The 20,860-nt window shown below is 64.1% G+C and carries 25 protein-coding genes; 6 read left to right on the top strand and 19 right to left on the bottom strand.

All coding sequences use genetic code 11. The features are described from left to right. Nucleotides 1–23: 23 nt before the first annotated feature. The 3 genes from AABA86_RS12400 to AABA86_RS12410 all read right to left on the bottom strand — a co-directional run bounded on the left by AABA86_RS12400 (nt 24) and on the right by AABA86_RS12410 (nt 2,976). Complete coding sequence (locus AABA86_RS12400) at nt 24–608, bottom strand: NnrU family protein (protein WP_028145059.1); 585 nt, start codon at nt 606–608, stop codon at nt 24–26. Nucleotides 609–677: 69 nt separating this feature from the next. Next, nucleotides 678–1,256, bottom strand: coding sequence for a hypothetical protein (locus AABA86_RS12405; protein WP_212246297.1), 579 nt, complete (start codon nt 1,254–1,256; stop codon nt 678–680). A 97-nt stretch (nt 1,257–1,353) separates the two neighbouring features. After that, a complete protein-coding gene (locus AABA86_RS12410; RefSeq protein WP_338306963.1) occupies nt 1,354–2,976 on the bottom strand; it encodes a peptide chain release factor 3 in 1,623 nt (540 codons plus the stop codon). 174 nt (nt 2,977–3,150) lie between these two features. Here AABA86_RS12410 and sugE point away from each other — a divergent pair, with 174 nt between their 5' ends. Beyond that, the gene (gene sugE, locus AABA86_RS12415; RefSeq protein WP_212246301.1) at nt 3,151–3,465 is read left to right on the top strand and encodes a quaternary ammonium compound efflux SMR transporter SugE; all 315 of its coding nucleotides are present in this window, start codon (nt 3,151–3,153) and stop codon (nt 3,463–3,465) included. Here the strand turns inward: sugE and AABA86_RS12420 are convergent. From AABA86_RS12420 to AABA86_RS12450, 7 genes are all read right to left on the bottom strand, one after another. Further along, nucleotides 3,458–4,465: an inorganic phosphate transporter gene (locus AABA86_RS12420; protein WP_212246303.1), complete on the bottom strand. Its 1,008-nt coding sequence runs from the start codon at nt 4,463–4,465 to the stop codon at nt 3,458–3,460. The two genes, sugE and AABA86_RS12420, sit on opposite strands and share 8 nt — an antisense overlap. Nucleotides 4,466–4,476: 11 nt before the next feature. Next, nucleotides 4,477–5,121, bottom strand: a complete 645-nt coding sequence (locus AABA86_RS12425) for a DUF47 domain-containing protein (RefSeq protein WP_014495845.1) — start codon at nt 5,119–5,121, stop codon at nt 4,477–4,479. Between the two features lie 157 nt (nt 5,122–5,278). Continuing rightward, complete coding sequence (locus AABA86_RS12430) at nt 5,279–6,247, bottom strand: branched-chain amino acid ABC transporter permease (protein WP_028145064.1); 969 nt, start codon at nt 6,245–6,247, stop codon at nt 5,279–5,281. A gap of 1 nt (nt 6,248) precedes the next feature. Then, nucleotides 6,249–7,112 carry a branched-chain amino acid ABC transporter permease gene (locus AABA86_RS12435; protein ID WP_212246305.1) on the bottom strand — a complete coding sequence of 288 codons (864 nt, stop codon included), beginning with the start codon at nt 7,110–7,112 and terminating at the stop codon, nt 6,249–6,251. A gap of 63 nt (nt 7,113–7,175) precedes the next feature. Further along, on the bottom strand, nt 7,176–8,396 hold the full coding sequence (locus tag AABA86_RS12440) for an ABC transporter substrate-binding protein (protein ID WP_212246307.1): 1,221 nt from the start codon (nt 8,394–8,396) through the stop codon (nt 7,176–7,178). A 58-nt stretch (nt 8,397–8,454) separates the two neighbouring features. Further along, nucleotides 8,455–9,201 carry an ABC transporter ATP-binding protein gene (locus AABA86_RS12445; protein WP_212246312.1) on the bottom strand — a complete coding sequence of 249 codons (747 nt, stop codon included), beginning with the start codon at nt 9,199–9,201 and terminating at the stop codon, nt 8,455–8,457. Beyond that, entirely contained in the window at nt 9,194–9,949 is a 756-nt protein-coding gene (locus tag AABA86_RS12450; protein ID WP_018317619.1) for an ABC transporter ATP-binding protein, read from the bottom strand. Before AABA86_RS12450 ends, AABA86_RS12445 begins: the two co-directional genes overlap by 8 nt. Nucleotides 9,950–10,291: 342 nt before the next feature. On the opposite strand from AABA86_RS12450, the gene AABA86_RS12455 reads away from it, so the two are divergent. Further along, complete coding sequence (locus AABA86_RS12455) at nt 10,292–10,939, top strand: hypothetical protein (protein ID WP_212246313.1); 648 nt, start codon at nt 10,292–10,294, stop codon at nt 10,937–10,939. 3 nt (nt 10,940–10,942) lie between these two features. Here the strand turns inward: AABA86_RS12455 and AABA86_RS12460 are convergent, their stop codons facing one another. Beyond that, nucleotides 10,943–11,302, bottom strand: coding sequence for an ArsC family reductase (locus tag AABA86_RS12460; protein ID WP_338306967.1), 360 nt, complete (start codon nt 11,300–11,302; stop codon nt 10,943–10,945). 104 nt (nt 11,303–11,406) lie between these two features. Between AABA86_RS12460 and AABA86_RS12465 the strand changes: the two genes are divergently transcribed. The 3 genes from AABA86_RS12465 (at nt 11,407) to AABA86_RS12475 (ending at nt 13,404) form a co-directional block, all read left to right on the top strand. Then, complete coding sequence (locus tag AABA86_RS12465) at nt 11,407–11,778, top strand: tRNA-binding protein (RefSeq protein WP_212246315.1); 372 nt, start codon at nt 11,407–11,409, stop codon at nt 11,776–11,778. A 207-nt stretch (nt 11,779–11,985) separates the two neighbouring features. Then, nucleotides 11,986–12,618, top strand: a complete 633-nt coding sequence (locus tag AABA86_RS12470) for a TetR/AcrR family transcriptional regulator (protein ID WP_338306968.1) — start codon at nt 11,986–11,988, stop codon at nt 12,616–12,618. Between the two features lie 3 nt (nt 12,619–12,621). Further along, nucleotides 12,622–13,404: a sulfite exporter TauE/SafE family protein gene (locus AABA86_RS12475; protein WP_338306970.1), complete on the top strand. Its 783-nt coding sequence runs from the start codon at nt 12,622–12,624 to the stop codon at nt 13,402–13,404. A gap of 2 nt (nt 13,405–13,406) precedes the next feature. Here AABA86_RS12475 and AABA86_RS12480 read toward each other — a convergent pair whose 3' ends face one another. The 8 genes from AABA86_RS12480 to AABA86_RS12515 form a co-directional block, all read right to left on the bottom strand. Further along, nucleotides 13,407–14,111, bottom strand: a complete 705-nt coding sequence (locus AABA86_RS12480; RefSeq protein ID WP_212246320.1) for a glutathione S-transferase family protein — start codon at nt 14,109–14,111, stop codon at nt 13,407–13,409. Nucleotides 14,112–14,471: 360 nt separating this feature from the next. After that, nucleotides 14,472–15,137, bottom strand: a complete 666-nt coding sequence (locus AABA86_RS12485; RefSeq protein ID WP_338306972.1) for a DUF429 domain-containing protein — start codon at nt 15,135–15,137, stop codon at nt 14,472–14,474. A gap of 76 nt (nt 15,138–15,213) precedes the next feature. Then, complete coding sequence (locus tag AABA86_RS12490) at nt 15,214–15,735, bottom strand: RNA polymerase sigma factor (protein WP_338306974.1); 522 nt, start codon at nt 15,733–15,735, stop codon at nt 15,214–15,216. Then, on the bottom strand, nt 15,732–15,941 hold the full coding sequence (locus AABA86_RS12495) for a YgaP family membrane protein (RefSeq protein ID WP_338306976.1): 210 nt from the start codon (nt 15,939–15,941) through the stop codon (nt 15,732–15,734). The genes AABA86_RS12490 and AABA86_RS12495 overlap by 4 nt, the downstream gene beginning before the upstream one ends. Before the next feature lie 96 nt (nt 15,942–16,037). Next, nucleotides 16,038–17,222, bottom strand: coding sequence for a serine hydrolase domain-containing protein (locus AABA86_RS12500; protein ID WP_338306977.1), 1,185 nt, complete (start codon nt 17,220–17,222; stop codon nt 16,038–16,040). 74 nt (nt 17,223–17,296) lie between these two features. Next, nucleotides 17,297–17,989, bottom strand: a complete 693-nt coding sequence (locus AABA86_RS12505; RefSeq protein ID WP_338306978.1) for a GNAT family N-acetyltransferase — start codon at nt 17,987–17,989, stop codon at nt 17,297–17,299. A gap of 4 nt (nt 17,990–17,993) precedes the next feature. Continuing rightward, nucleotides 17,994–18,341 carry a Lin0512 family protein gene (locus AABA86_RS12510; RefSeq protein WP_026201886.1) on the bottom strand — a complete coding sequence of 116 codons (348 nt, stop codon included), beginning with the start codon at nt 18,339–18,341 and terminating at the stop codon, nt 17,994–17,996. A 214-nt stretch (nt 18,342–18,555) separates the two neighbouring features. Beyond that, complete coding sequence (locus AABA86_RS12515; RefSeq protein WP_338306979.1) at nt 18,556–20,220, bottom strand: acetolactate synthase large subunit; 1,665 nt, start codon at nt 20,218–20,220, stop codon at nt 18,556–18,558. A gap of 195 nt (nt 20,221–20,415) precedes the next feature. Here AABA86_RS12515 and AABA86_RS12520 point away from each other — a divergent pair, with 195 nt between their 5' ends. After that, the gene (locus AABA86_RS12520; protein ID WP_338306980.1) at nt 20,416–20,805 is read left to right on the top strand and encodes an MmcQ/YjbR family DNA-binding protein; all 390 of its coding nucleotides are present in this window, start codon (nt 20,416–20,418) and stop codon (nt 20,803–20,805) included. Nucleotides 20,806–20,860 lie beyond the last annotated feature (55 nt).

Genomic DNA, 20,860 nt, shown 5'->3' on the forward strand with positions numbered 1-20,860 from the left:
GGGTTTCGTCTTGTGCTGACCGGCTAGACCCCGATCACGGGAACACCGATTACGACCGGATGGAACGCGAAGGCCAGCGCGAGATAGGCGACGACGCCGACGACGATTGCAATCAGATCATTGCTGACGCCGCCCACCGGGATCGGCGGGCCACCGCTATCGGTGCGATGCTTGAGCGAAATGCGGTCGTATACCGCCCAGCCCAGGAACGAGCCGAACAGGATGATGGAGCCGAGATCGCCGTTGGCGAGCAGATGCGCCGCCGCCCACAGCTTGATGCCGGCCAGCATCGGATGCTTCAGCGTCGCGTAGATGCGGCCGCGCAGATAAGAGGCAACCACCAGGATGACCGCGGGCAGCATCAGCGCGAGCGTGATGTGCTTCATCGCCTTCGGCGGATACCAGACGTCGATCCAGCCGGAGCTGCGGTAATGGGCAAAGCCCCAGATGATCAACGCGAGCCCCGCGAGCGAGACCACGGCATAGAGGATCTTGTAGGTCCCCTCGCCCAGCCTTGCGATTGCCTGCGCGCGCGCCTCACGTTTGGTGGTGAACACATGGGTCGCAAAAAACAGCGCAAGCCCCAGGATCATGACCAGCAGACCCACGACATCCTCCCCTCAAGCAGCCCCCGCCAATGGCGTATCATCGATTGACCGCAGGCCGCAACTCGCGCGCTACTGAGCGACCTGCCGATTGTCGACATACCGGATCGCGATCGGCCGCCCGGCCAGGGCGCCGGCGAGCCCGCCAGTGAATTTCAGCGGCAGGCAGGCATTCAGCGATGCGTTGATCGCCTTCAGATAGGTCGTGCGGGTGTCGGCGGGGACGCCGGCGGTCGCGAATGTGAGGCGCGGCGGGCCGATCAGGCCTCCGGCCCTGTTGAAGCTGAAACGCACCGACATCTGCATGCCCGCGCGCGCATTGTCCGATGGCGGCGACCAGCAGCTGCGCAACTCGGCGAAGAGGTCGCCGATCGTGTCGAGATCGTGATCGGGCTTTTGATATTTGGCGCGATCGGCCTCTGATGGGACGCTCTGGATGGTGAGCTGGAGATTCTGGCCGTAGGGATAGTCGATCTCGGGAATGCAGGGACCGGGCTCGAGCGGGCTGCAATAGGACGGCGTGCAGGGGCGGCCGTCGAGCACGCTGCAGGGCTCGTGCGCGAACGGGATCGGATTGATCTGGCGGGGGCGCGCGTCGGCGGTGGTCGTCGAGATCGCCAGCAGGATGAAGACGAGAATGCCGCGCCACATGGGATGAACTCGCAAGATCACGAGTAAAAGTGGCGTTGTCCATGAGCGCGTCAAGTGCGCGCGCGCTCACATGCTCGCGTACGAGCGGCAGGCGCCCCTACCCCTTCTTCTTGACGTCCTTGACGTTGGTGAACTCGATGCCCTCGGCACGCTCCTTGGTGTAGCCGAGATAGAACTCGTTCCGCGCCAGATACACGGGATCGCCGTCGACATCGTCGGCGATGCTGGAGGTGTTGGCGGCGATGAAGGTGTCGAGCTTCTTGCGGTCCTCCGAGGAGACCCAGCGCGCGAGCTGGAATTCGCTGACCTCGAATTCGACCGGCAGCGAATACTCCGCCTCCAGCCGCGCCTTCAGCACGTCGAGCTGCAGCGCGCCGACCACGCCGACCAGCGCCGGCGCACCGTCGCGCGGACGGAATACCTGCACCACGCCCTCTTCCGACATCTGCTGCAGCGCTTCCTTCAGCTTCTTCGCCTTCATCGCGTCGGTGAGCCGAACGCGGCGGACGATTTCCGGCGCGAAGCTTGGCACGCCGACGAAGTTGAAATCCTCGCCCTCGGTCAGCGTGTCGCCGATGCGCAGCGTGCCGTGATTGGGAATGCCGACGACGTCGCCGGCAAAGGCTTCGTCCGCGACCGAGCGGTCCTGCGCGAAGAAGAATTGCGGGCTGGACAGCGGCATGCTCTTGCCGGTGCGCACCAGCTTGGCCTTCATGCCGCGGCTGAGCTTGCCCGAGCAGAGGCGCGCGAACGCGATGCGGTCGCGGTGGTTCGGATCCATATTGGCCTGGATCTTGAACACGAAGGCGCTCATACGCGGATCGGTGGCCTCGACCTTGCGCTGGTCGCTGTCCTGCGCGCGCGGCTCGGGCGCGAACTTGCCGAGGCCCTCCAAGAGGTCGCCGACGCCGAAATTGCGCAGCGCGCTGCCGAAATAGACCGGCGTCAGATGGCCCTCGCGGAACGCGTCGAGGTCGAACGGTTTTGACGCTTCGGTCACGAGCTCGAGCTCGTCCTTGACCGCGGAGACATCGAGATTGGCATTGAGCTTGGCGAGCTCGGCGATCTCGATCTGCTGCGCCGCGCCGGTCTTGGCGCCGCCGCCTTCGAGCAGGCGCACGCCGCCATTGACGACGTCGTAGGTGCCGAGGAAGTCGCGGCCGCGTCCGACCGGCCAGGTCATCGGCGTGGTGTCGAGCGCCAGCGTCTTCTCGATCTCGTCGAGCAGCTCGAACACGTCGCGGCTCTCGCGGTCCATCTTGTTGATGAAGGTGATGATCGGGATATCCCGAAGACGGCACACCTCGAACAGCTTTCGGGTGCGCGCCTCGATGCCCTTGGCGGCGTCGATCACCATCACGGCGGAATCGACCGCCGTGAGCGTGCGATAGGTGTCTTCCGAAAAGTCCTCGTGGCCCGGCGTGTCCAGGAGGTTGAACACGAGGCCCTCGAACTCGAAGGTCATCACCGAGGTCACGACCGAGATGCCGCGCTCGCGCTCGATCTTCATCCAGTCCGACCGCGTGTTGCGCCGCTCGCCCTTGGCCTTGACCTGGCCGGCCAGGTTGATGGCGCCGCCGAACAGCAGCAGCTTTTCGGTCAGCGTGGTCTTGCCGGCGTCGGGATGGGAGATGATCGCAAACGTGCGCCGCCGCGCCACTTCCGCGGCAAGCGGGGAACGGGCCGGCGATTCGGCTGTGGTGGTGGCGATGTCGGACATGGCGGGAGCGTGTGGCAGGGAAAACGGGCCTGATCAAGCCTCATTTGGTGATTGCGGAGCCTTCCGGCCAGCCCCATATCGGCCTTGGCCATACTGGCCTTGGGGGGAGGACGGCCTCCCCGGCCATCAGCACGTCAGACGCGGGGACGACCCTGCCTTGAATGGAGGGTCGTCATGGCCTGGAGCATCCTGTTCGTCGCGGGCCTTCTCGAGATCATTTGGGCGATCGGCCTGAAATACACCGAGGGCTTCACCAGGCCTGTTCCGTCCGTCGTCACGCTCGCGGCCATGGCCGGCAGCGTCATCCTGCTCGGGCTCGCACTCAAATCCCTGCCCGTTGGAACCGCCTATGCGGTCTGGACCGGCATCGGCGCGGTCGGCACCGCAACACTGGGCATCATCCTGTTCGGCGAGCCAGCCACGGCCCTCCGCCTTGCCAGCATCGGGCTGATCGTCGCCGGGATCGTCGGGCTGAAGCTCGTTACCTGACGAAGATCTCGACCGCCCACCAGGTCAGCGCCGCCACGACGGCCGAGGCCGGGATCGTGATCACCCAGGCGTAGACGATCGAGCTGGCAACGTTCCAGCGCACCGCCGAGACGCGGCGGGCGGCACCGACGCCGACGATGGCGCCGGTGATGGTGTGCGTGGTGGAGACGGGAACCCCGAGATAGGTCGCCATGAACAAAGTCGCGGCCCCGCCGGTCTCGGCGCAGAAGCCCTGCATCGGGGTCAATTTGGTGATGCGCAGGCCCATGGTGCGGACGATGCGCCAGCCGCCCATCAGCGTGCCCAGCGCCATCGCCGCCTGGCAGGACAGCACCACCCAGAACGGCACCGAGAAGTCGCTGCCGAGATGGCCCTGCGAATACAGCAGCACCGCGATGATGCCCATGGTCTTCTGCGCGTCGTTACCGCCATGGCCGAGCGAATAGAGCGAGGCGGAGGCGAATTGCAGGATACGGAAGGCGCGATCGACCGCGAAAGGCGTCGAGCGCACCGAGGCCCAGGACACGATCGCCACCAGCATCATCGCGAGCAGGAAGCCGATCAGCGGCGACAGCACGATCGCCAGCACCGTCTTGGTCAATCCGCTCCACACCGCAGCCGAGATCCCGGCCTTGGCCATGCCGCCGCCGACGAGCCCGCCGATCAGCGCATGCGAGGACGAGGACGGGATGCCGAGCGCCCAGGTCACGAGGTTCCAGACGATGGCGCCGACCAGGGCCGCGAAGATCACCTGGGCGTCGACGATCGAGGGATCGATGATGCCGGTGCCGATGGTCTGGGCGACGTGCAGGCCGAACACCATGAAGGCGACGAAATTGAAGAACGCGGCCCAGATCACCGCGAATTGCGGCCGCAGCACGCGGGTCGAGACGATGGTCGCGATCGAATTGGCGGCGTCGTGCAGGCCGTTCAGGAAATCGAACAGCAGCGCGACGGCGATCAAGCCGACCAGGACGGGAAGACCCAACGCGGCATCCACAGCGGCCTGCCCTAAACTTGCTCGATGACGATGCTGTTGATCTCGTTCGCAACGTCGTCGAAGCGATCCGCCACCTTCTCGAGGTGGTCGTAGATCTCGACGCCGACGATGAAGTCCATCGCGCTGCCATCGCGATGCTTGAGGAACAGTTCCTTCAGCCCGATGTCGTGGAGATCGTCGACCCGGCCTTCCAGCTTCCCCAGCTCTTCCGTGATAGCGGTCAGCATGGCGACGTTCGGGCCGATCGACTGCATCAGCGGTAGCGCGCGGCCGACCAGATTGGCGCATTCGATCAGAAGCCCGCCGATCTCGCGCATCGGCGGCTCGAAGGTGCGGACCTCGAACAGCATCACCGCCTTGGCCGTCTGCTGCATCTGGTCGATGGCGTCGTCCATCGACGTGATCAGGTTCTTGATGTCGCCGCGGTCGAACGGGGTGATGAAGGTGCGGCGCACCGCCGTCAGCACCTCGCGGGTGATGTTGTCGGCATCATTCTCGAACTGGTTGACGCGCTGGCAATAGACCGGCGTCTCCTCGCCCCCGTTCAGCATGCCCTGGAGCGCGATGGAGCCCTGGATCACCGTCTGGGCATGCCGGTCGAACAGGTCAAAGAACCGTTCTTCCTTGGGCAGGAAAGCACGAAACCATCGCATCATGGGGGTAGGTTACCGGTTGGAAATGGCCCGGCCCTGTCAGGGCCGTCATGAAACTGTCATAGACCATTTTCGATCCGCGCGCGTGTCATCTCGCGCGCGCGGAGCCGGATCATCCACCGCTTTCAAGCGGCCGGGAAATCGTTTTTGAATCAGTTGGTTAGAGCGATCGCCGGAAGTAATGCGCGATTTCGCCGATGACGCCGCGGCGGAAGGTAAGCACGCAGATTACGAAGATCGAGCCCTGGATCACCGTCACCCACTGGCCGAAGCCGGCGAGATATTGCTGCATGGCGATGATCGCGAAGGCACCGACCACGGGGCCGAAGATGGTTCCGAGGCCGCCAACCAGCGTCATCAGCACGACCTCGCCCGACATCGACCAATGGACGTCGGTGAGCGAGGCGTTCTGCGCCACGAACACCTTCAGCGCACCGGCAAAACCGGCCAGAGTTCCCGACAGCACGAAGGCCAGGAACTTGTACTGGTCGGTCCGGTAGCCTAGCGAAATCGCCCGCGGCTCATTCTCCCGGATCGCCTTCAGCACCTCGCCGAATGGCGAGTTGATGACACGGAAGATCAGCAGGAAGCCGGCGAGGAACCCGACCAGCACGACGTAATAGAGCACCGTCGGCTTGGACAGATCGAACACGCCGAACATGTGTCCCTGCGGGATGCCCTGGATGCCGTCCTCGCCGTGGGTGAACGGGGCCTGGAGGTAGATGAAGTACAGCAGCTGTGACAGCGCCAGCGTGATCATCGAAAAATAGATGCCCTGGCGGCGGATCGAGATATAGCCGGTGATGAGCGAGAGCACGAAAGCCGCGGCGATGCCGACGAGGATGCCGAGCTCGGGCGGCAGCGCCCACACCTTCAGCGCATGCGCGCAGCAATAGCCGGCGGTCCCCAGGAACATGGCGTGGCCGAACGACAACAGGCCGCCATAGCCGATCAGCAGATTGAAAGCGCAGGCGAGCAGCGCAAAGCACAGTGCCTGCATCACGAAGAACGGGTAGACGCCGGTAAATGGCACCGATGCCAGCAGCAGCGCCATCACTACGAAAGCGATCATCTCGTCGCGCATCGCGCGAGGGGTCACCGGCAGCGTGTCGTCCGTCAGGGTTGTCATATCAGGCCGCCCTTCCCGTCAATCCCGTTGGCTTCACCAGGAGCACCAGCACCATCAGCACGAACACGACGGTGTTGGAGGCCTCGGGGTAGAAATACTTGGTCAGCCCCTCGATCACGCCCAGCGCGAAGCCGGTGATGATGGAGCCCATGATCGATCCCATGCCGCCGATCACGACCACCGCGAACACGACGATGATGAGGTCGGCGCCCATCAGCGGCCGCACCTGGTTGATCGGCGCCGAGAGCACGCCCGCGAGCGCGGCAAGACCGACGCCGAGACCATAGGTCAGCGTGATCATGCGCGGCACGTTGATGCCGAAGGCGCGCACCAGCGTCGGATTTTCGGTGGCGGCGCGCAGGTAAGCGCCGAGCTGGGTCTTCTCGATCAGGAACCAGGTCGCCAGGCACACGACCAGCGAGAACACGACCACCCAGCCGCGATAGATCGGCAAGAACATGAAGCCCAGATTCATGCCGCCCCTGAGCTGGTCCGGAATGGCGTAAGGCAGCCCGGAGGAGCCGAAATAGTTCTGGAACAAGCCCTGCACGATCAGCGCGATGCCGAAGGTGAGGAGCAGACCGTAGAGATGGTCGAGCCCGGTCAACCATTGCAGCATGGTCCTTTCCAGGATCATGCCGAAGATGCCGACGATCACGGGTGCGATCAGCAGCGCCCACCAGTAGTTGATGCCGCCGAGGCTCAACAGGAAATAGGCGACGAAGGCGCCCATCATGTAGAGCGCGCCATGGGCGAAATTGATGATGTTGAGCATGCCGAAGATCACGGCAAGCCCGAGACTGAGCAGCGCGTAGAACGAGCCGTTGATCAGTCCCACCAGTAGCTGAGCGTAAAGAGCCTGCATCGATCAATCTCGTACCCGGTCTCGTGCCATTTCACTCTGCTGCGCCGAGGGGCGCGGCAGGTCTCACTTCTTCACCAGCGGACAAGCGCTTTCCGACAGCGGCCGGAAGGCCTGGTCAGCCGGGGTCGTGCCGACCAGCTTGTAATAGTCCCAGGGACCCTTGGATTCCTCGGGCTTCTTCACCTCGAAGAGATAGGCCGGATGCAGCTTGCGGCCGTCGGCGCGGATCGAGCCCTGGCCGAACAGCGGGTCGTCGGTCGGCATCTCCTTCATCTTGGCGACCACCTTGGCGCCGTCATGCGGATTGCCGCCCATGGCTTCCAGCGCCTTGAAATAATGCAGCAGGCCCGAATAGACGCCGGCCTGCACCATCGAGGGCATCGCCTTGTTCTTCATGCGCTCGGAGAAGCGCTTGGAGAACGCGCGGGTGCCATCGTTCATGTCCCAATAGAAGGTCTCGGTGAAGTTCAGCCCCTGCGCCACCTTCAGGCCGAGCGCGTGAACGTCGGTGATGAAGAGAAGCAGGCCCGCCAGCTTCTGCCCGCCCGCGACGATGCCGAATTCCGCGGCCTGCTTGATGGTGTTGGTGGTGTCGCCGCCGGCATTCGCCATGCCGACGATCTTGGCCTTCGAGGCCTGCGCCTGGAGCAGGAACGAGGAGAAGTCGGCGGTGTTGAGCGGGTGCCTGACAGTGCCGATCACCTTGCCGCCCGACTTGACCACGACCGCCGTGGTGTCGCGCTCGAGCGCGTGACCGAAGGCGTAGTCGGCGGTGAGGAAGTACCAGGTGTCGCCGCCGGCCTTCACCAGCGCCTGCCCGGTGCTGTTGGCCAGCATGTAGGTGTCATAGACCCAGTGAACGGTGTTCGGCGTGCACTGCGCGTTGGTGAGGTCCGAGGTCGCCGCGCCCGTGTCGATCAGGATCGAGTTCTTCTCCTTGACGACGTTGTTGACCGCCAGCGCCACGCCGGAGTTCAGTACGTCCATGAAGATGTCGACCTTCTCGACGTCGATCCACTGTCGCGCAATCGTGGTGCCGATGTCAGGCTTGTTCTGGTGGTCGGCGGAGATCAAGTCCAGCTTCCAGCCCTTGGCCGCGAGCCCGGAATCTTCGATCGCCATTTGCGCCGCCACGGTCGAGCCGGGACCGCCGAGGTCGGCATACAGTCCCGAATTGTCCGTGAGCACGCCGATCTTGACGTTCTTGTCCTGCGCGGCCGCGCCGCCCGCCGTGCCCAAGGCCAACGCCGTACCAAGCAACATGGCCGAAATGCTATGCTTCATGATCCGCTCCCAATATTCCTTCAGCAGTTATACGTAACGACCAGTCGGCCTGCGCCGCTCAGACGCCAAGATAGGTGTGGAGCTTGTCCATGTTGGCGGCAAGCTCCGCATTGGAAAATCCGTCAATGATCTTGCCGTGCTCGACCACGTAGTAGCGGTCGGCGACGGTGGACGCGAAGCGGAAATTCTGCTCGACCAGGAGGATCGTGAAACCTTCCTTCTTGAGCCGCGCAATGGTGTGGCCGATCTGCTGGATGATGACCGGCGCAAGGCCCTCGGTCGGCTCGTCCAGCATCAGGAAGCTCGCGCCGGTGCGCAGGATGCGCGCGATCGCGAGCATCTGCTGCTCGCCGCCGGACAGCTTGGTGCCCTGGCTGTTGAGCCGCTCCTTCAGGTTCGGGAACAGGTCGAAGATCTGCTCGAGCGGCAGCCCGCCTGCACGGACCACCGGCGGCAGCATCAAATTCTCCCGCACGTCAAGACTGGAGAATATGCCCCGCTCTTCCGGGCAGAATGCGATGCCCATGCGCGCGATCTTGTCGGAGGTCGCGCGGATGATCTCCTGGTTGTTGAACTTCACCGACCCGGTACGCTTGCCGATGATGCCCATGATCGATTTCAGCGTGGTCGTCTTGCCGGCGCCGTTACGCCCGAGCAGGGTGACGACCTCGCCCGCGTTCACGTCGAAGTTGATCCCGTGCAGGATGTGGGACTCGCCGTACCAGGCCTCCAGGTTGCGGATTTGAAGAATGTTTCCGCCGGTCGCAGCCTTGGCCGGAGCCTCGGCGATCGCAGTGTCAGGCATGACCGGCTCCCAGATAGGCTTCCTTGACGCGCTCGTCCTTGGTGAGCTCGCTGTAATGGCCCTGCGCGAGCACCTGCCCGCGCGTCAGCACGGTGATGATGTCGGACAGGTTGGCCACGACGCTCAAGTTATGCTCCACCATCAGGATGGTGTATTTCGCCGAGATGCGCTTGATCAGCGCCGCGATCTTGTCGATGTCCTCGTGGCCCATGCCGGCCATCGGCTCGTCCAGCAGCATCATCTCCGGGTCGAGCGCGAGCGTGGTTGCGATCTCAAGTGCACGCTTGCGCCCGTAGGGCATTTCGACCGCGGGCGTGTTGGCAAACTCGTTGAGGCCGACATCGTTCAACAATTCGCGCGCGCGATCGTTGAAGCGGTTGAGCACCGACTTGGAGCGCCAGAAATCGAATGAAGATCCGTGCTGGCGCTGAAGCGCAACACGGACGTTTTCCAGTGCCGTGAGATGCGGAAACACCGCCGAAATCTGGAACGAACGAACCAGCCCCATGCGGGCCACGTCGGCCGGCGCCATCGCGGTGATGTCCTGCCCCTTGTAGAGGATTTTTCCGGCAGACGGTTTGAGGAACTTGGTCAGAAGATTGAAGCAGGTCGTCTTGCCGGCCCCGTTCGGGCCGATCAACGCATGAATGCTCCCACGGCGAACCTTGAGCGCAACGTCGCGGACGGCGAAGAAGCCCGCGAACTCCTTGGTCAAGCCTTCCGTTTCGAGAATAAACTCATCGGCCAAACAGATTTCCCCCTGCCCGCGCCAGCCGCGTGGCTATCCTTGTTGCTTCGGCTTTCCGGAGGCCCTGAAGCCCATCCGGAACGCCGCCTCCGGGCGCGGAATATGCCGGAGGTGACGGGGGTTAGGCAAGGCGGAAAGCTGAGCAGATCAGGTCTCCGGCCGGGATATAAATGCTCCCTTAGTCGGAGATGTTTTGATGTCGTGCCTGCCCGGCCTCCCGGTTCGCAAGGCACCGGTCATCAAGCCGTCGTTAACGGTCTTTGGTCCGGCGCGCCAGCCTTCATAGAAAATTTTCCCGCAGGCGGCATCATGTGCGGGTTTTGACGTTCCGGGATTATTGTTTTGGATTTCGCAAGCGCCGCTCCTTCCGTCGTCAAGTCGATCAGGCAGCGTGATCTCCTGAACACGTGGCTGCGACTTTATGCGCGCCAGCAGATCGCGCCGGCGGTCTGGGAATATCAGCCTGCGCGGCTCGAGGAAGAGCTGTCCGATCTCATCTATTATACGGTGGACGCTTCGACGCCGGCGCCGCGCCTCACCATCCAGAGCGAAAACACGCGCATCTCCCGCGCCTATGGACATACCGGCAAGGGCGTTCTGCTCGACGACTATCTCGGGCCGCGACTCGCCCCCTTCGTGATGCCGGTTTATTATGAATGCGTGGCGCGTGGGCTGCCCGTCTACAGCGTTGCCGACGTCGACGACATCTACGGACGCATCGTCGCGTATGAACGGCTGCTGCTGCCTTTCCAGACCGACGGCAAGGTCTGCCACGTCATCGCCTCGGTCAAGACCTTCTGCGAGGACGGCGGCTTCGAGATCAAGAATCTGATGCGCGGAAATGACGCGCTGCCGCGCCCGAAACTGCGTGCCGTGATCGATCGCGATCTCTTCCATCGCGCGCCTGGCCGCATCGCGACGGCCGACGTCGTCGAGTTCGCGGACCAGCCGGCTCCCGGCGTCACCAACGAGATTATCGAGCTGAACTAGTCTCTAACGCGTCTTGGCGCCGACTTCCTTGGCATAGATGTCCGGCTTGAAGCCGACCAGCAGCTTGCCGCCGATCTCCAGCACCGGCCGCTTGATCATCGATGGTTGCGCTAGCATCAGCGCCAGCGCCTTCTTCTCGGTGACGCCTTCCTTGTCGGAATCGGGCAGCTTCTTGAACGTCGTGCCGGCGCGATTGAGCAGAGTCTCCCAGCCGACCTTGTCGCTCCACTGCTTGAGCTTGTCCTTGTCCACGCCCACCGTCTTGTAGTCGTGGAATTCATACGCGACTCCATGGGAGTCGAGCCAGGCGCGCGCCTTCTTCATGGTGTCGCAGTTCTTGATGCCGTAGATGGTGTTGGGCAAGATGTTCCTCGCGCATGGCGTATCGTGATGTTCGCAGCGTTGTACGAAACTCCGCCCCGCGCGACAATATTGCGAACGACGCCAACTCGCCGAACGGACATCCCATGCACGTCACCCACGATCCCGCAGCCGCCGCCACGCCGACCATCGACTTCAACAGCTTCCTCGCGGTCGATATCCGCGTCGGCACCATCGTCGACGCAAAACCGTTTCCGGAGGCGCGCAAGCCGGCCTTTCGGCTGTGGATCGACTTCGGCCCGGTGATCGGCGTGCGCAAGAGCTCGGCGCAGATCACCGAGAACCATCCGCTCGAGACGCTGGTAGGACAACAGGTCGCGGCCGTCGTCAATTTCCCGCCGCGCCAGATCGGACCTGTCATCTCGGAGGTGCTGACGCTCGGCTTCCCCGATGCCGACGGCAAGGTCGTGCTGATGCAGCCGAGCAAGCCGGTGCCGAACGGCGGACGGCTGTTCTAGCCGCGCGCGATCGAGCGCAGCGTCGCCTCTGGCGAGGCATTCGCACCGACATCATCCTCCTCCTTCCCGGCCCCGCGGACTTGACCAGAATCCTCCTCTACAATAAAAATGACTGACTGATCGTTTTTTATATCAATCTGCTTACGGCAGGATCGGCCGGAACGGACGGTAAAATGATCGATCTGTCAGTTATTTGAGGACGGCCAGATGCCCAAGATCAGCGACAAGCAACGCGAAAGCCGGCGGCAGCAAATTCTCGAGGCCGCCCTCGCCTGCTTCTCCGAAGACGGTTTTCACCAGACCGGCATGGCCGACATCGTGAAACGGTCCGGACTGAGCCACGGCGCGGTCTATCTCTACTTCCAGAGCAAGGACGATCTGATCGAGGCGCTCGCCGACGACCGGCATCGCCGCGAAGCCGTGCTCAATTCGGTCGCGCAAGGATCCGGCGATCCGATCGAAGGACTTCACGCGCTGATCCGCGTCTACGCGCAATGGCTGACCGACCCCGCCGGCGAACCGCGCCGCCGTGTCGGCATTCACGGCTGGGCCGAAGCCCTGCGCAATCGCCGCGTCCGCACCAGCGTCGTCGAGGGGATCGACATGCCGCGCGCTCTGATCGTGGCGCTGGTCGAGCGCGGCCAGCACGACGGCCTCATCAGGCGCGACCTCGGTGCGGAAGCGATCGCGCGCGTGCTGATCGCGATCTTCCAGGGTTTTGTGCTGCAAAAATGCTGGGGCGACGCATTCGACGTCGAGGCCTGCATGGCGGCCGTGGCTGGGGTGATCGACGGCTTTCGCACGACCCGGCCCGGCATCAAGCGGCGAAGCAGGACGTAAGCGATGTCAGGGGTCCACGACCTGCTTGCCGGCGCCGGTGTCGGCCTGGTCAGCGGATTGACGTCGGGCTTGATGGGAACGAGCCCGGGTGGCGGACTCGTGATCTTCAGCGTGCTGCTGCTCGGCGCGGAACAGCACGTCGCGCAAGGGACGTCGCTGATCACACAGGTCCCGCCGACGGGCCTCGCCGGCGCCCGCCGCTACTGGCAGAGCGGCAATCGCAGCCCCTTGCCGTGGATCGTCTGGATCGGCATCGGATTTCTCGTCGGCGGCGCCGGTGGCGGCTACGCCGCGGCGGCGGTTTCCGACCAGGCCTTGCAATGGACTTATGTCGTCTATCTCGTCGCGTTGATCGCCCTGCTGATCCTGCGCCGCGATCGCAAGGATTTCAGCCACGAATCCGGCGACCGGGACCAACTGCCGAGGCTGCCGCTGTTCCTCATCGGCCTGCTTGCCGGATTTTCCTCCGGCTTCATGGGCATCGGCGGGGGCCTGGCGATCACGGTCGGCCTTGCTGCTGGCCTGCGCGTGCCGCAGCATCAGGCGCAGCTCGTCAGCCTCGTCTTCTCGGTCATCCCGACCAACCTGCCGGCGGCCTGGATCTACTGGAGCAAGGGCCTGATGGTCGGCTGGCCGGCCATCATCGGCATACTGGCCGGCCTCTGGATCGGCACGGATCTCGGCGCACGCATGGCCAATGGCGTCAGCAGATCGGTGCTGCGCCGGGTCATGATCGCCTTCGTCTCGCTGATGGCGCTCTACATGACGTACAAGGCACTGACCTGATCTTACGGCCGCTGCGGAATATTCAGCCCCCGCTGCACCGCCGGACGCGCGAGGCCCCGTTCGAGCCAGGCACCGACCGATTTGAACTGGGTGAATTCGACGAGATCGCCGGCACCGTAGAAGCCGATGAGATTGCGGACCCAGCCGAGCATGGAGATGTCGGCAATGGTGTAGTCGTCATCCATGAACCATTGCCGTCCCGAAAGATGCGCCTCCATCACGCCGAGCAGGCGCTTGGCTTCGGCGACGTAGCGGTCACGGGGCCGCTTGTCCTCAAAATCCTTGCCGGCGAATTTGTGGAAGAAGCCGACCTGGCCGAACATCGGCCCGATGCCGCCCATCTGGAAGTGCACCCACTGGATGGTCTGGTAGCGGCGCGCGGCATCCTCGGGCAGAAGCTTGCCGGTCTTTTCGGCGAGATACTGCAGGATCGCCCCGGACTCGAACAGCGGCAGCGGCCTGCCGCCGGGACCGTTGGGGTCGAGGATCGCCGGGATCTTGCCGTTCGGATTGAGCGAGAGGAATTCAGCCGTCTTCTGGTCGTCCTTGCCGAAATCGACGAGATGGACCTCGTACGGAAGTCCGATCTCCTCCAGCATGATCGAGACCTTGACGCCGTTCGGCGTCGGCAGCGAATAGAGCTGGAGCAACTCGGGATGTTTGGCCGGCCAGCGTTTGGTGACGGGAAAGGCGGACAGATCAGACATCGGGACTCCAGCTTCGTTCATGCGATGCCGCCTAATCTAGGCGAGCAGACGAACGACGCAAGGTCGAGCGGTCACATCATTTCCCGCACGGGATGAGATCACAAGGGCCGCAGCAAATGACTGGTGGCGTAAATCACATCGCGCTGTGCGCGCTGCTTGATGAAGAGCTGTCCGGTGACGAGCAACGCGCCGGTGAAGACGAGCGCAAGCATTGCGGTCGCGAATTGACTGACATCCCTCATCGCACGAGCTTCTCTGTCGTCGGTCCGCACGGGGAACGCGGACCGGCCATCGACAGTTCCTGCATAGGTCAAATAAATTGCCACTTTTTCCCGACTTCCATCTCATCGGCCGGCAGCCTCAATAGTTGATCTCCATACGCAGTCCGCGCGGATCGGTCTCCTCCCCGCCGACACGTTGCGTGCTGTCGCGTGCCGCGATGGCGCAGGCACAGGCGTCGATGAGATCGTCGCGGCCGATTCCGGTGCCATGGCGAAGCGTCAGCCATTTCGGCAAGCGCGTAAAGCCATGTTGTGCCAGCAGCGCGACGCGTTGCTCGCGGCCGAGCACGGATGCCTTCTTCGCAAGCCGGACTCGCCCTGCGAGATTCCAGAAAATCAATTCCGGATGTGCTTCGCCGATCGTCGCCTGCCGCGCCGGCGTCATGATCTCGTCGACGTCCCTGATCTTGTCTCTGATGTTCCAGAGCTGCGCCGAGACGCCCCGGCCCTTGCCTTCATGCTCCCAGTAATACCGATTGGCTGATGCCATGTCGGGAAATCGCCAGAGGTCGCGGCGTGCGCCGAGAAACACGGCGGGACCGACCAGCTCACGCGCGCGCAAGTCGCAAATGCGATACCCGCTCGTCTTCAATCCGATCGGCATGTCGATCATCGCGCGCGCATGCGGCATCGCGAGCAAGCGCGTCAGGCCCGGCGAATAGTCGAAGCCATGATCACCGCGCTCATCGATCCAGGCCGCGACCCAGCCGTAGCGAAATCCGTCGAGGCCGAGATATCTATTCACGCGCGCGACCCCGCCGCTGCCGACGTTCGTTCATCCCATGCCGCTGCCTCGATGTTGCTCGAACAGCGCTCACGTTTCATCTCGTCAGATATTCGCGCATCAAGGCGCGGGCGCGATGCAGGCGGGCCTTCACGGTCTGCCTGGACGCGCCGAGCGCGGTCGCGATTTCATCAATGGTCATTTCCTTGACGTCGCGCATCAGCGCGACATCGCGATAGTGCGGCGGCAACGCCTCGAAGGCCGCGGCCACGTCGAGCCGCAGATCGGCTTCGGGGCGCGTCAGCAGCAGCGCTTCCGCCTCGCTCTCATCGATAGGCCGCGCGAGGCCCGCTTTGCGCGCCAACCGCAGGCATTCGCGGCGGACCACGCTGAACAGCCAGGCCGAAAACGCCAGCAGCGAGCGGATCGTGCCGACGTGGCGGAACAGGATCCACAGCGCCTCCTGCGTCGCATCCTCGGCATCCGCCGAGCTGCGGCAGGTTGCGCGGGCGTAGCGGCGGATATTCGGCTGCGCCGTCTCGAGCAGCGAGGCGATCGCCTTGGGATCGCCGAGCCGCGCCGCTTCGAACAGCTTCGGCGAGATCGCCGCCGCGCTCACGACGCCCCTCCTTGCCCGATCCCCGCGATCGCGCACATCGGGCAATAGCCGATGAAGCCGGTCAGCGCGACCCCTGCGCCGCCCAGCGCAACCAGCCACGCCGTCGCGCCGGCCAGATAAACGAACGCCGCGACCACCACCGCGACACCCGAGGCGATCCGCACCATCTGGTGCAGGCCGCCGATGTTCTTCCTGTAAAATGCCATTGCATCCTCCGAGATGAGCCGAGGCTGAATGCCTCGACCATCAAGAGGGCGCGCCGGCCGGAAAGGATTCGCGGGGCGCACAATTTTTTTCGCGGGTCAGCCTCCGACGGCCTGATAGGCCAGGCGCTTGAACTCGAAGAAGAACGGATTCCAGAAGCCCATGTAACGCTGGGCCATCAAGACCCCCGCGGTATTGGCCTGCGGGCAGATCCACCAATGGGTACCGGCAAGTCCGCCCCACTGGAATTCGCCGATGGAGTTCGGCGGATCAAACGGCGTCGGCGCGAAGGTAACCGCGCCGCCGAGCCCAAAACCCTTGCCGGGGATCGGACCGAGATTGGCAAAACGGATGGTTTGCCCAGCGGGCAGCTGGTTCGTCATCATCTGCCGCAGCGTCTCCGGCTTCAGCAGCGCATCCGAACCCGGCAGCAGCGCGCGGACCAGCGCGAGCATGTCGGGCAAGGTCGAGACCAGACCGCCGCCGCCCGAGAGCCGCGGGAACGGCCGCCGATAGGCTTGCGGAAACGGCAGATTGTCGGCCCGCGTGAGGCCGGGCTTCATGGGATCGAGCACATCAGCGCCATTGTAGAGCGCAACCAGCCTGCCCTGCTGCGCTTCCGGAACGTGGAAGCCGGTATCGGTCATGCCGAGCGGATCGAAGATGCGCGCCTTCAGGTAGGCATCGAGCGCCTGGCCGGAGACGACCTCCACGATACGGCCGAGCACGTCGGTGGCCACCGAATATTCCCAACCGCTGCCTGGATGATAGGACAGCGGCAGATCGGCAAGCTTGTCGAGCATGTCAGATAGCGGTGTCAGCGGATTGAGCACGCGCGCCTCGTTGTATCCCTTGAACAGCACCGTGCCGGGATCGAAGATGCCGTAGCTGAGGCCGGAGGTGTGCGTCAGGAGCTGGCGGATCGTGATCGGGCTCTTCGCCGGCTCGACGTCGGCAAGGCTCGAAGCGCCCGGCTTCAGCACCTTGCGGCCAGCGAGCTGCGGCAGGAATTTCTCGATGGGGTCATCGAGCCCGATGCGACCTTGCTCGACCAGCAGCATGATCGCGCAGGTGACGAAAATCTTGGTATTGGAGAACGCGCGGAAGATATGGTCGGGACGAAGCGCAGTCTTGGCTTCGCGGTCGGCAAAGCCGACGCATTGCTGGTCGACCACCTCGCCCCCGCGCAGCACGGCCCAGGATGCGCCCGGAATGATCTCCTGATCGACGTAGCGCTGCATCGCCGTCCGTGCGGCGGAAAAATCGGTCGTTCTGGCGTCCATGTGCTTCCCCCAAATTGTGGTTGGGACGGATATAGCGAAAATCGGCAGGAAATGAAGGGCGCCCCCGAGGGCGCCTATTGCTGCTTCATGAACGCTGTGACATGCAGGCAGCGGCGGATGCGCATGCCCTGCCGCTGGTACAGCGCGATCGCCGACGCGTTGCTCGAAAACACGTGCAGGAACGGAATTTCCCCGCGCGCCTCGATCCCGCGCGCGACGGCCGCAAGCAGCACCTGCGCATAGCCGCGGCCGCGATAGTCGGGATGCACGCACACAGCCGTCATCTCGGTGAACTTGCCCGGCTTCATGCGCTCGCCGGTCATCGCGACCAATTGTCCCCCGGCGCGAATGCCGAGGAACGTACCGAGCTCATGGGTGCGGCGCGCGAACGGACCGGGCTTCGTCAGCTCCGTCAATGCCATCATGGCAGGGACGTCGTCGGCCCCCAGCGTGACGATCTCGGCATCGCGGAGCGGACTGGCCGCGGGCGAGCCGATCATCTGCTCGCAAGGCCCGGCGATCACGACCTTGAAACCGGCGGGGACGTCGACCGGATCCGGCGTGAACAATGCGGCGACCTGCGAACCCGACAGCAGATCACCGAGCGCGGCAAAGCTCGCCGCGGACATGTCGACCATGTCGGCAAACGGCGTCATGTCGACGGGATACCGTAGCGCCCGCGGCCCGCCCTCGGCCAGATGCTTGTGACTGGTCGTCAGCGCGCTCCAGATCGGACGATCCAGCAGCACCTCATCGCTGTCGGACACCGGCCTAGTCCTTGTCGAAGCTGACGATGACGGCAGCATTGGCGATGAGGATGGGATCGTTGGCCACTTCGGTCGCCGAGGGAATCTCCAATCCACCCTTGACCGCCGTGACGGTGACGGTGCCGTAAGGCAGCTCCTTGGCAACGGCCTCCTTGTCGACGGCTTCCGGATTGGGCACTGCGATCGTGACGTCGACGAACATGTCGTTCGCGGTCTTGCCGATCATCCGGAAGAAGCCGAGGCTCGAATGCCTGATGGCATCCGACACCGCGCGCTTGGCCGCCTTGGTGGCGTCCCTGCCGTGGACATCGACGCCCATGCCCATCTCGGTGACGCAACGAACACGAGTCATTTTGTTGTCCTGTGCTTGTTCGGTATTTGGGAGTGTGGGTGATCGAGTCTCTCCAGACAAGCCCCTCTCGTGTCCCGGACGCGCTGCAACGCTTTTGCGTTGCTGCGCAGAGCCGGGACCCAGGAGGCCGCGAAGGTGGCTGACGCATGGGCCCCGGCTCTGCAGCGCAACGCTGAAGAAGCGCTGCGCTGCGTCCGGGGCACGAGACCAAACATCACCCCTTTGCCTTCTCATGGGCCCGCAGCTCGTCCACGAGCACCCGCACGTTCTCCGAATAGTCGATGGGGATCACGACCAGATGCACGCCGCCCTCCCTGAACGCGGCATCCAGCGTCGGGCCGAAGCTGTCGATGCTCTCGATCCGATGCCCCTTCGCCCCGTAGGCCTTCGCGTAGAGAACGAAATCGGGATTGCCAAAGGTCATGCCGTAATCGGCGAAATGATCGACGGCCTGCTTCCAGCGGATCATGCCGTAGGCCCCGTCCTCCAGCACCAGCACGACGAGGTTGAGCTTGAGGCGGACGGCGGTCTCCATCTCCTGGCTGTTCATCATGAAGCCGCCGTCGCCGGCGACCGCGAGCACGCGGCGGTCGGGATAGAGCATCGCGGCCATCATCCCCGACGGCAGGCCGGCGCCCATCGTCGCCAGCGCATTGTCGAGCAGCAGCGTGTTGGCGAGGCGGGTGCGGTAGTTGCGCGCGAACCAGATCTTGTACATGCCGTTGTCGAGCGCGACGATGCCGTTCTCCGGGATCACCTGCCGGATGTCGTGCACGATCCGCTGCGGCGTCGGCGGCCAGCGCGCCTCGGTGGCGCGGTCGGCGATGTGCCCAAGGATTTCTTCGCGCAACGGCAGCAGCGCCGCAGCCTGCGGCAGCTTGCCTTCGAGCCGGTCGGCGAGCAGCTCCAGGCTGGGGCCGACGTCGCCAATGACCTCCGCGTCCGGAAAATAGACCAGCTCGACGCTGGCCGAGGTGTAGCTGACGTGAATGACCTTCGGCCCTGACGGCCCCATGATGAAGGGCGGCTTCTCGACGGGGTCGTGACCGATCGCGATGATCAGGTCGGCGGCGTCGATGGCGTCGTGGACATAATCACGCTCGGACAGCGCGGCCGTCCCCATGTAGAGATTGGTGCCGCCGGGCACGGTGCCCTTCCCCATCTGCGTCGTGAAGAACGGAATGCCGGTCCGCCGCACGAAGCTGGCGATACCATGGGTCGCGCGCGGCCGGCTGGTCGCGGCGCCCATCATGACCAGCGGATGTCTCGCCGACAGAATCATCTCGGCGGCGCGGTCGAGCGCGGCGCGATGGGCGACCGGGATTTCGATCGGATGGACCGGGATCACGGGAACGTCAGGCACTTCGTCACCCGCGATGTCCTCGGGCAATTCGAGATGCACCGGCCCCGGGCGCTCCTCCATGGCGACGCGAAAGGCATCGCGCACCACGGTCGGGATGCTGGAGGCGCTGACGATCTGCCGCGACAGTTTGGTCAGCGGTTTCATGGTCGCGACGACGTCCACGATCTGGAAGCGCGCCTGCCGGCTGCTCATGATCGGCTTCTGGCCGGTGATCAGGATCATCGGCATCGCACCGAGATGCGCATAGGCCGCGCCCGTGGACAAATTGAGCGCGCCGGGGCCGAGCGTCGAGAGACAAACGCCGGGCTTGCCGGTCAGCCGCCCATGCGTGGCGGCCATGAAGGCGGCGGCCTGCTCGTGACGGGTCAGGACCAGCTCGATCTTGGAGGTGCGCAGCGATTCCACGAGATCGAGATTCTCCTCGCCCGGGACGCCGAAGATACGGTCGACGCCTTCGTTCTCCAACGCGGCGACAAACAGGTCCGATCCCTTCACCTTGCGCTCCTGTCCGCTCATGTCGCCTCCGCTTGTGCTCGCTCCCGTGTTCCACGGCAGTTGGCACATGGTAGCGACCTGCGGTCCCGGCACAACTCACAAAGGGCGGCACACGGCATCAACTTCGCCATTGCCGAGCGATACAATCGAGCGTCTGCCCGCAAGGCCGCCAGCATGCACATTGCAAGCCGCACGCAACCTGCTATCGCTCCGGCAATGACACCCAAATCCTTCGAAACCCGCTGCCTGCGCCTGCCCGCCGTCACCAAAGTGGTGCAGTGGGAAGGCACCTCCGTCTTCAAAATCGGCGGCAAGATGTTCGCGCTCGGCGGCGGCTTTGCCGCTGGTACCGGTGGCTACATGTTCAAGACCTCGGATATGGCCTATGCGATGCTGATCGAGCACGGCGTGGCGCGACCGGCGCCATACCTTGCGCGTGCCAAATGGGTGCAGCTCGTCAGCAACGGCGCGCTGCCCGACGCCGAGCTCACGGCCTATCTGACTGAGGCGCATGCGCTGATCGTGGCAAAGCTCACGCGGAAGGCCCGCAAGGAACTGGGGCTCGCCCCGCCGGGGAGCGGCCGGCGCGACGATCACCGCGTGTAGCCAGCCGGCCACTCGCGGCAACATTGAGCTTTCATTCTTCCCCGATATACTGGCG

Source organism: Bradyrhizobium sp. TM233 (assembly GCF_036247965.1).
GTDB classification, from domain to species: Bacteria; Pseudomonadota; Alphaproteobacteria; order Rhizobiales; family Xanthobacteraceae; genus Bradyrhizobium; species Bradyrhizobium ottawaense.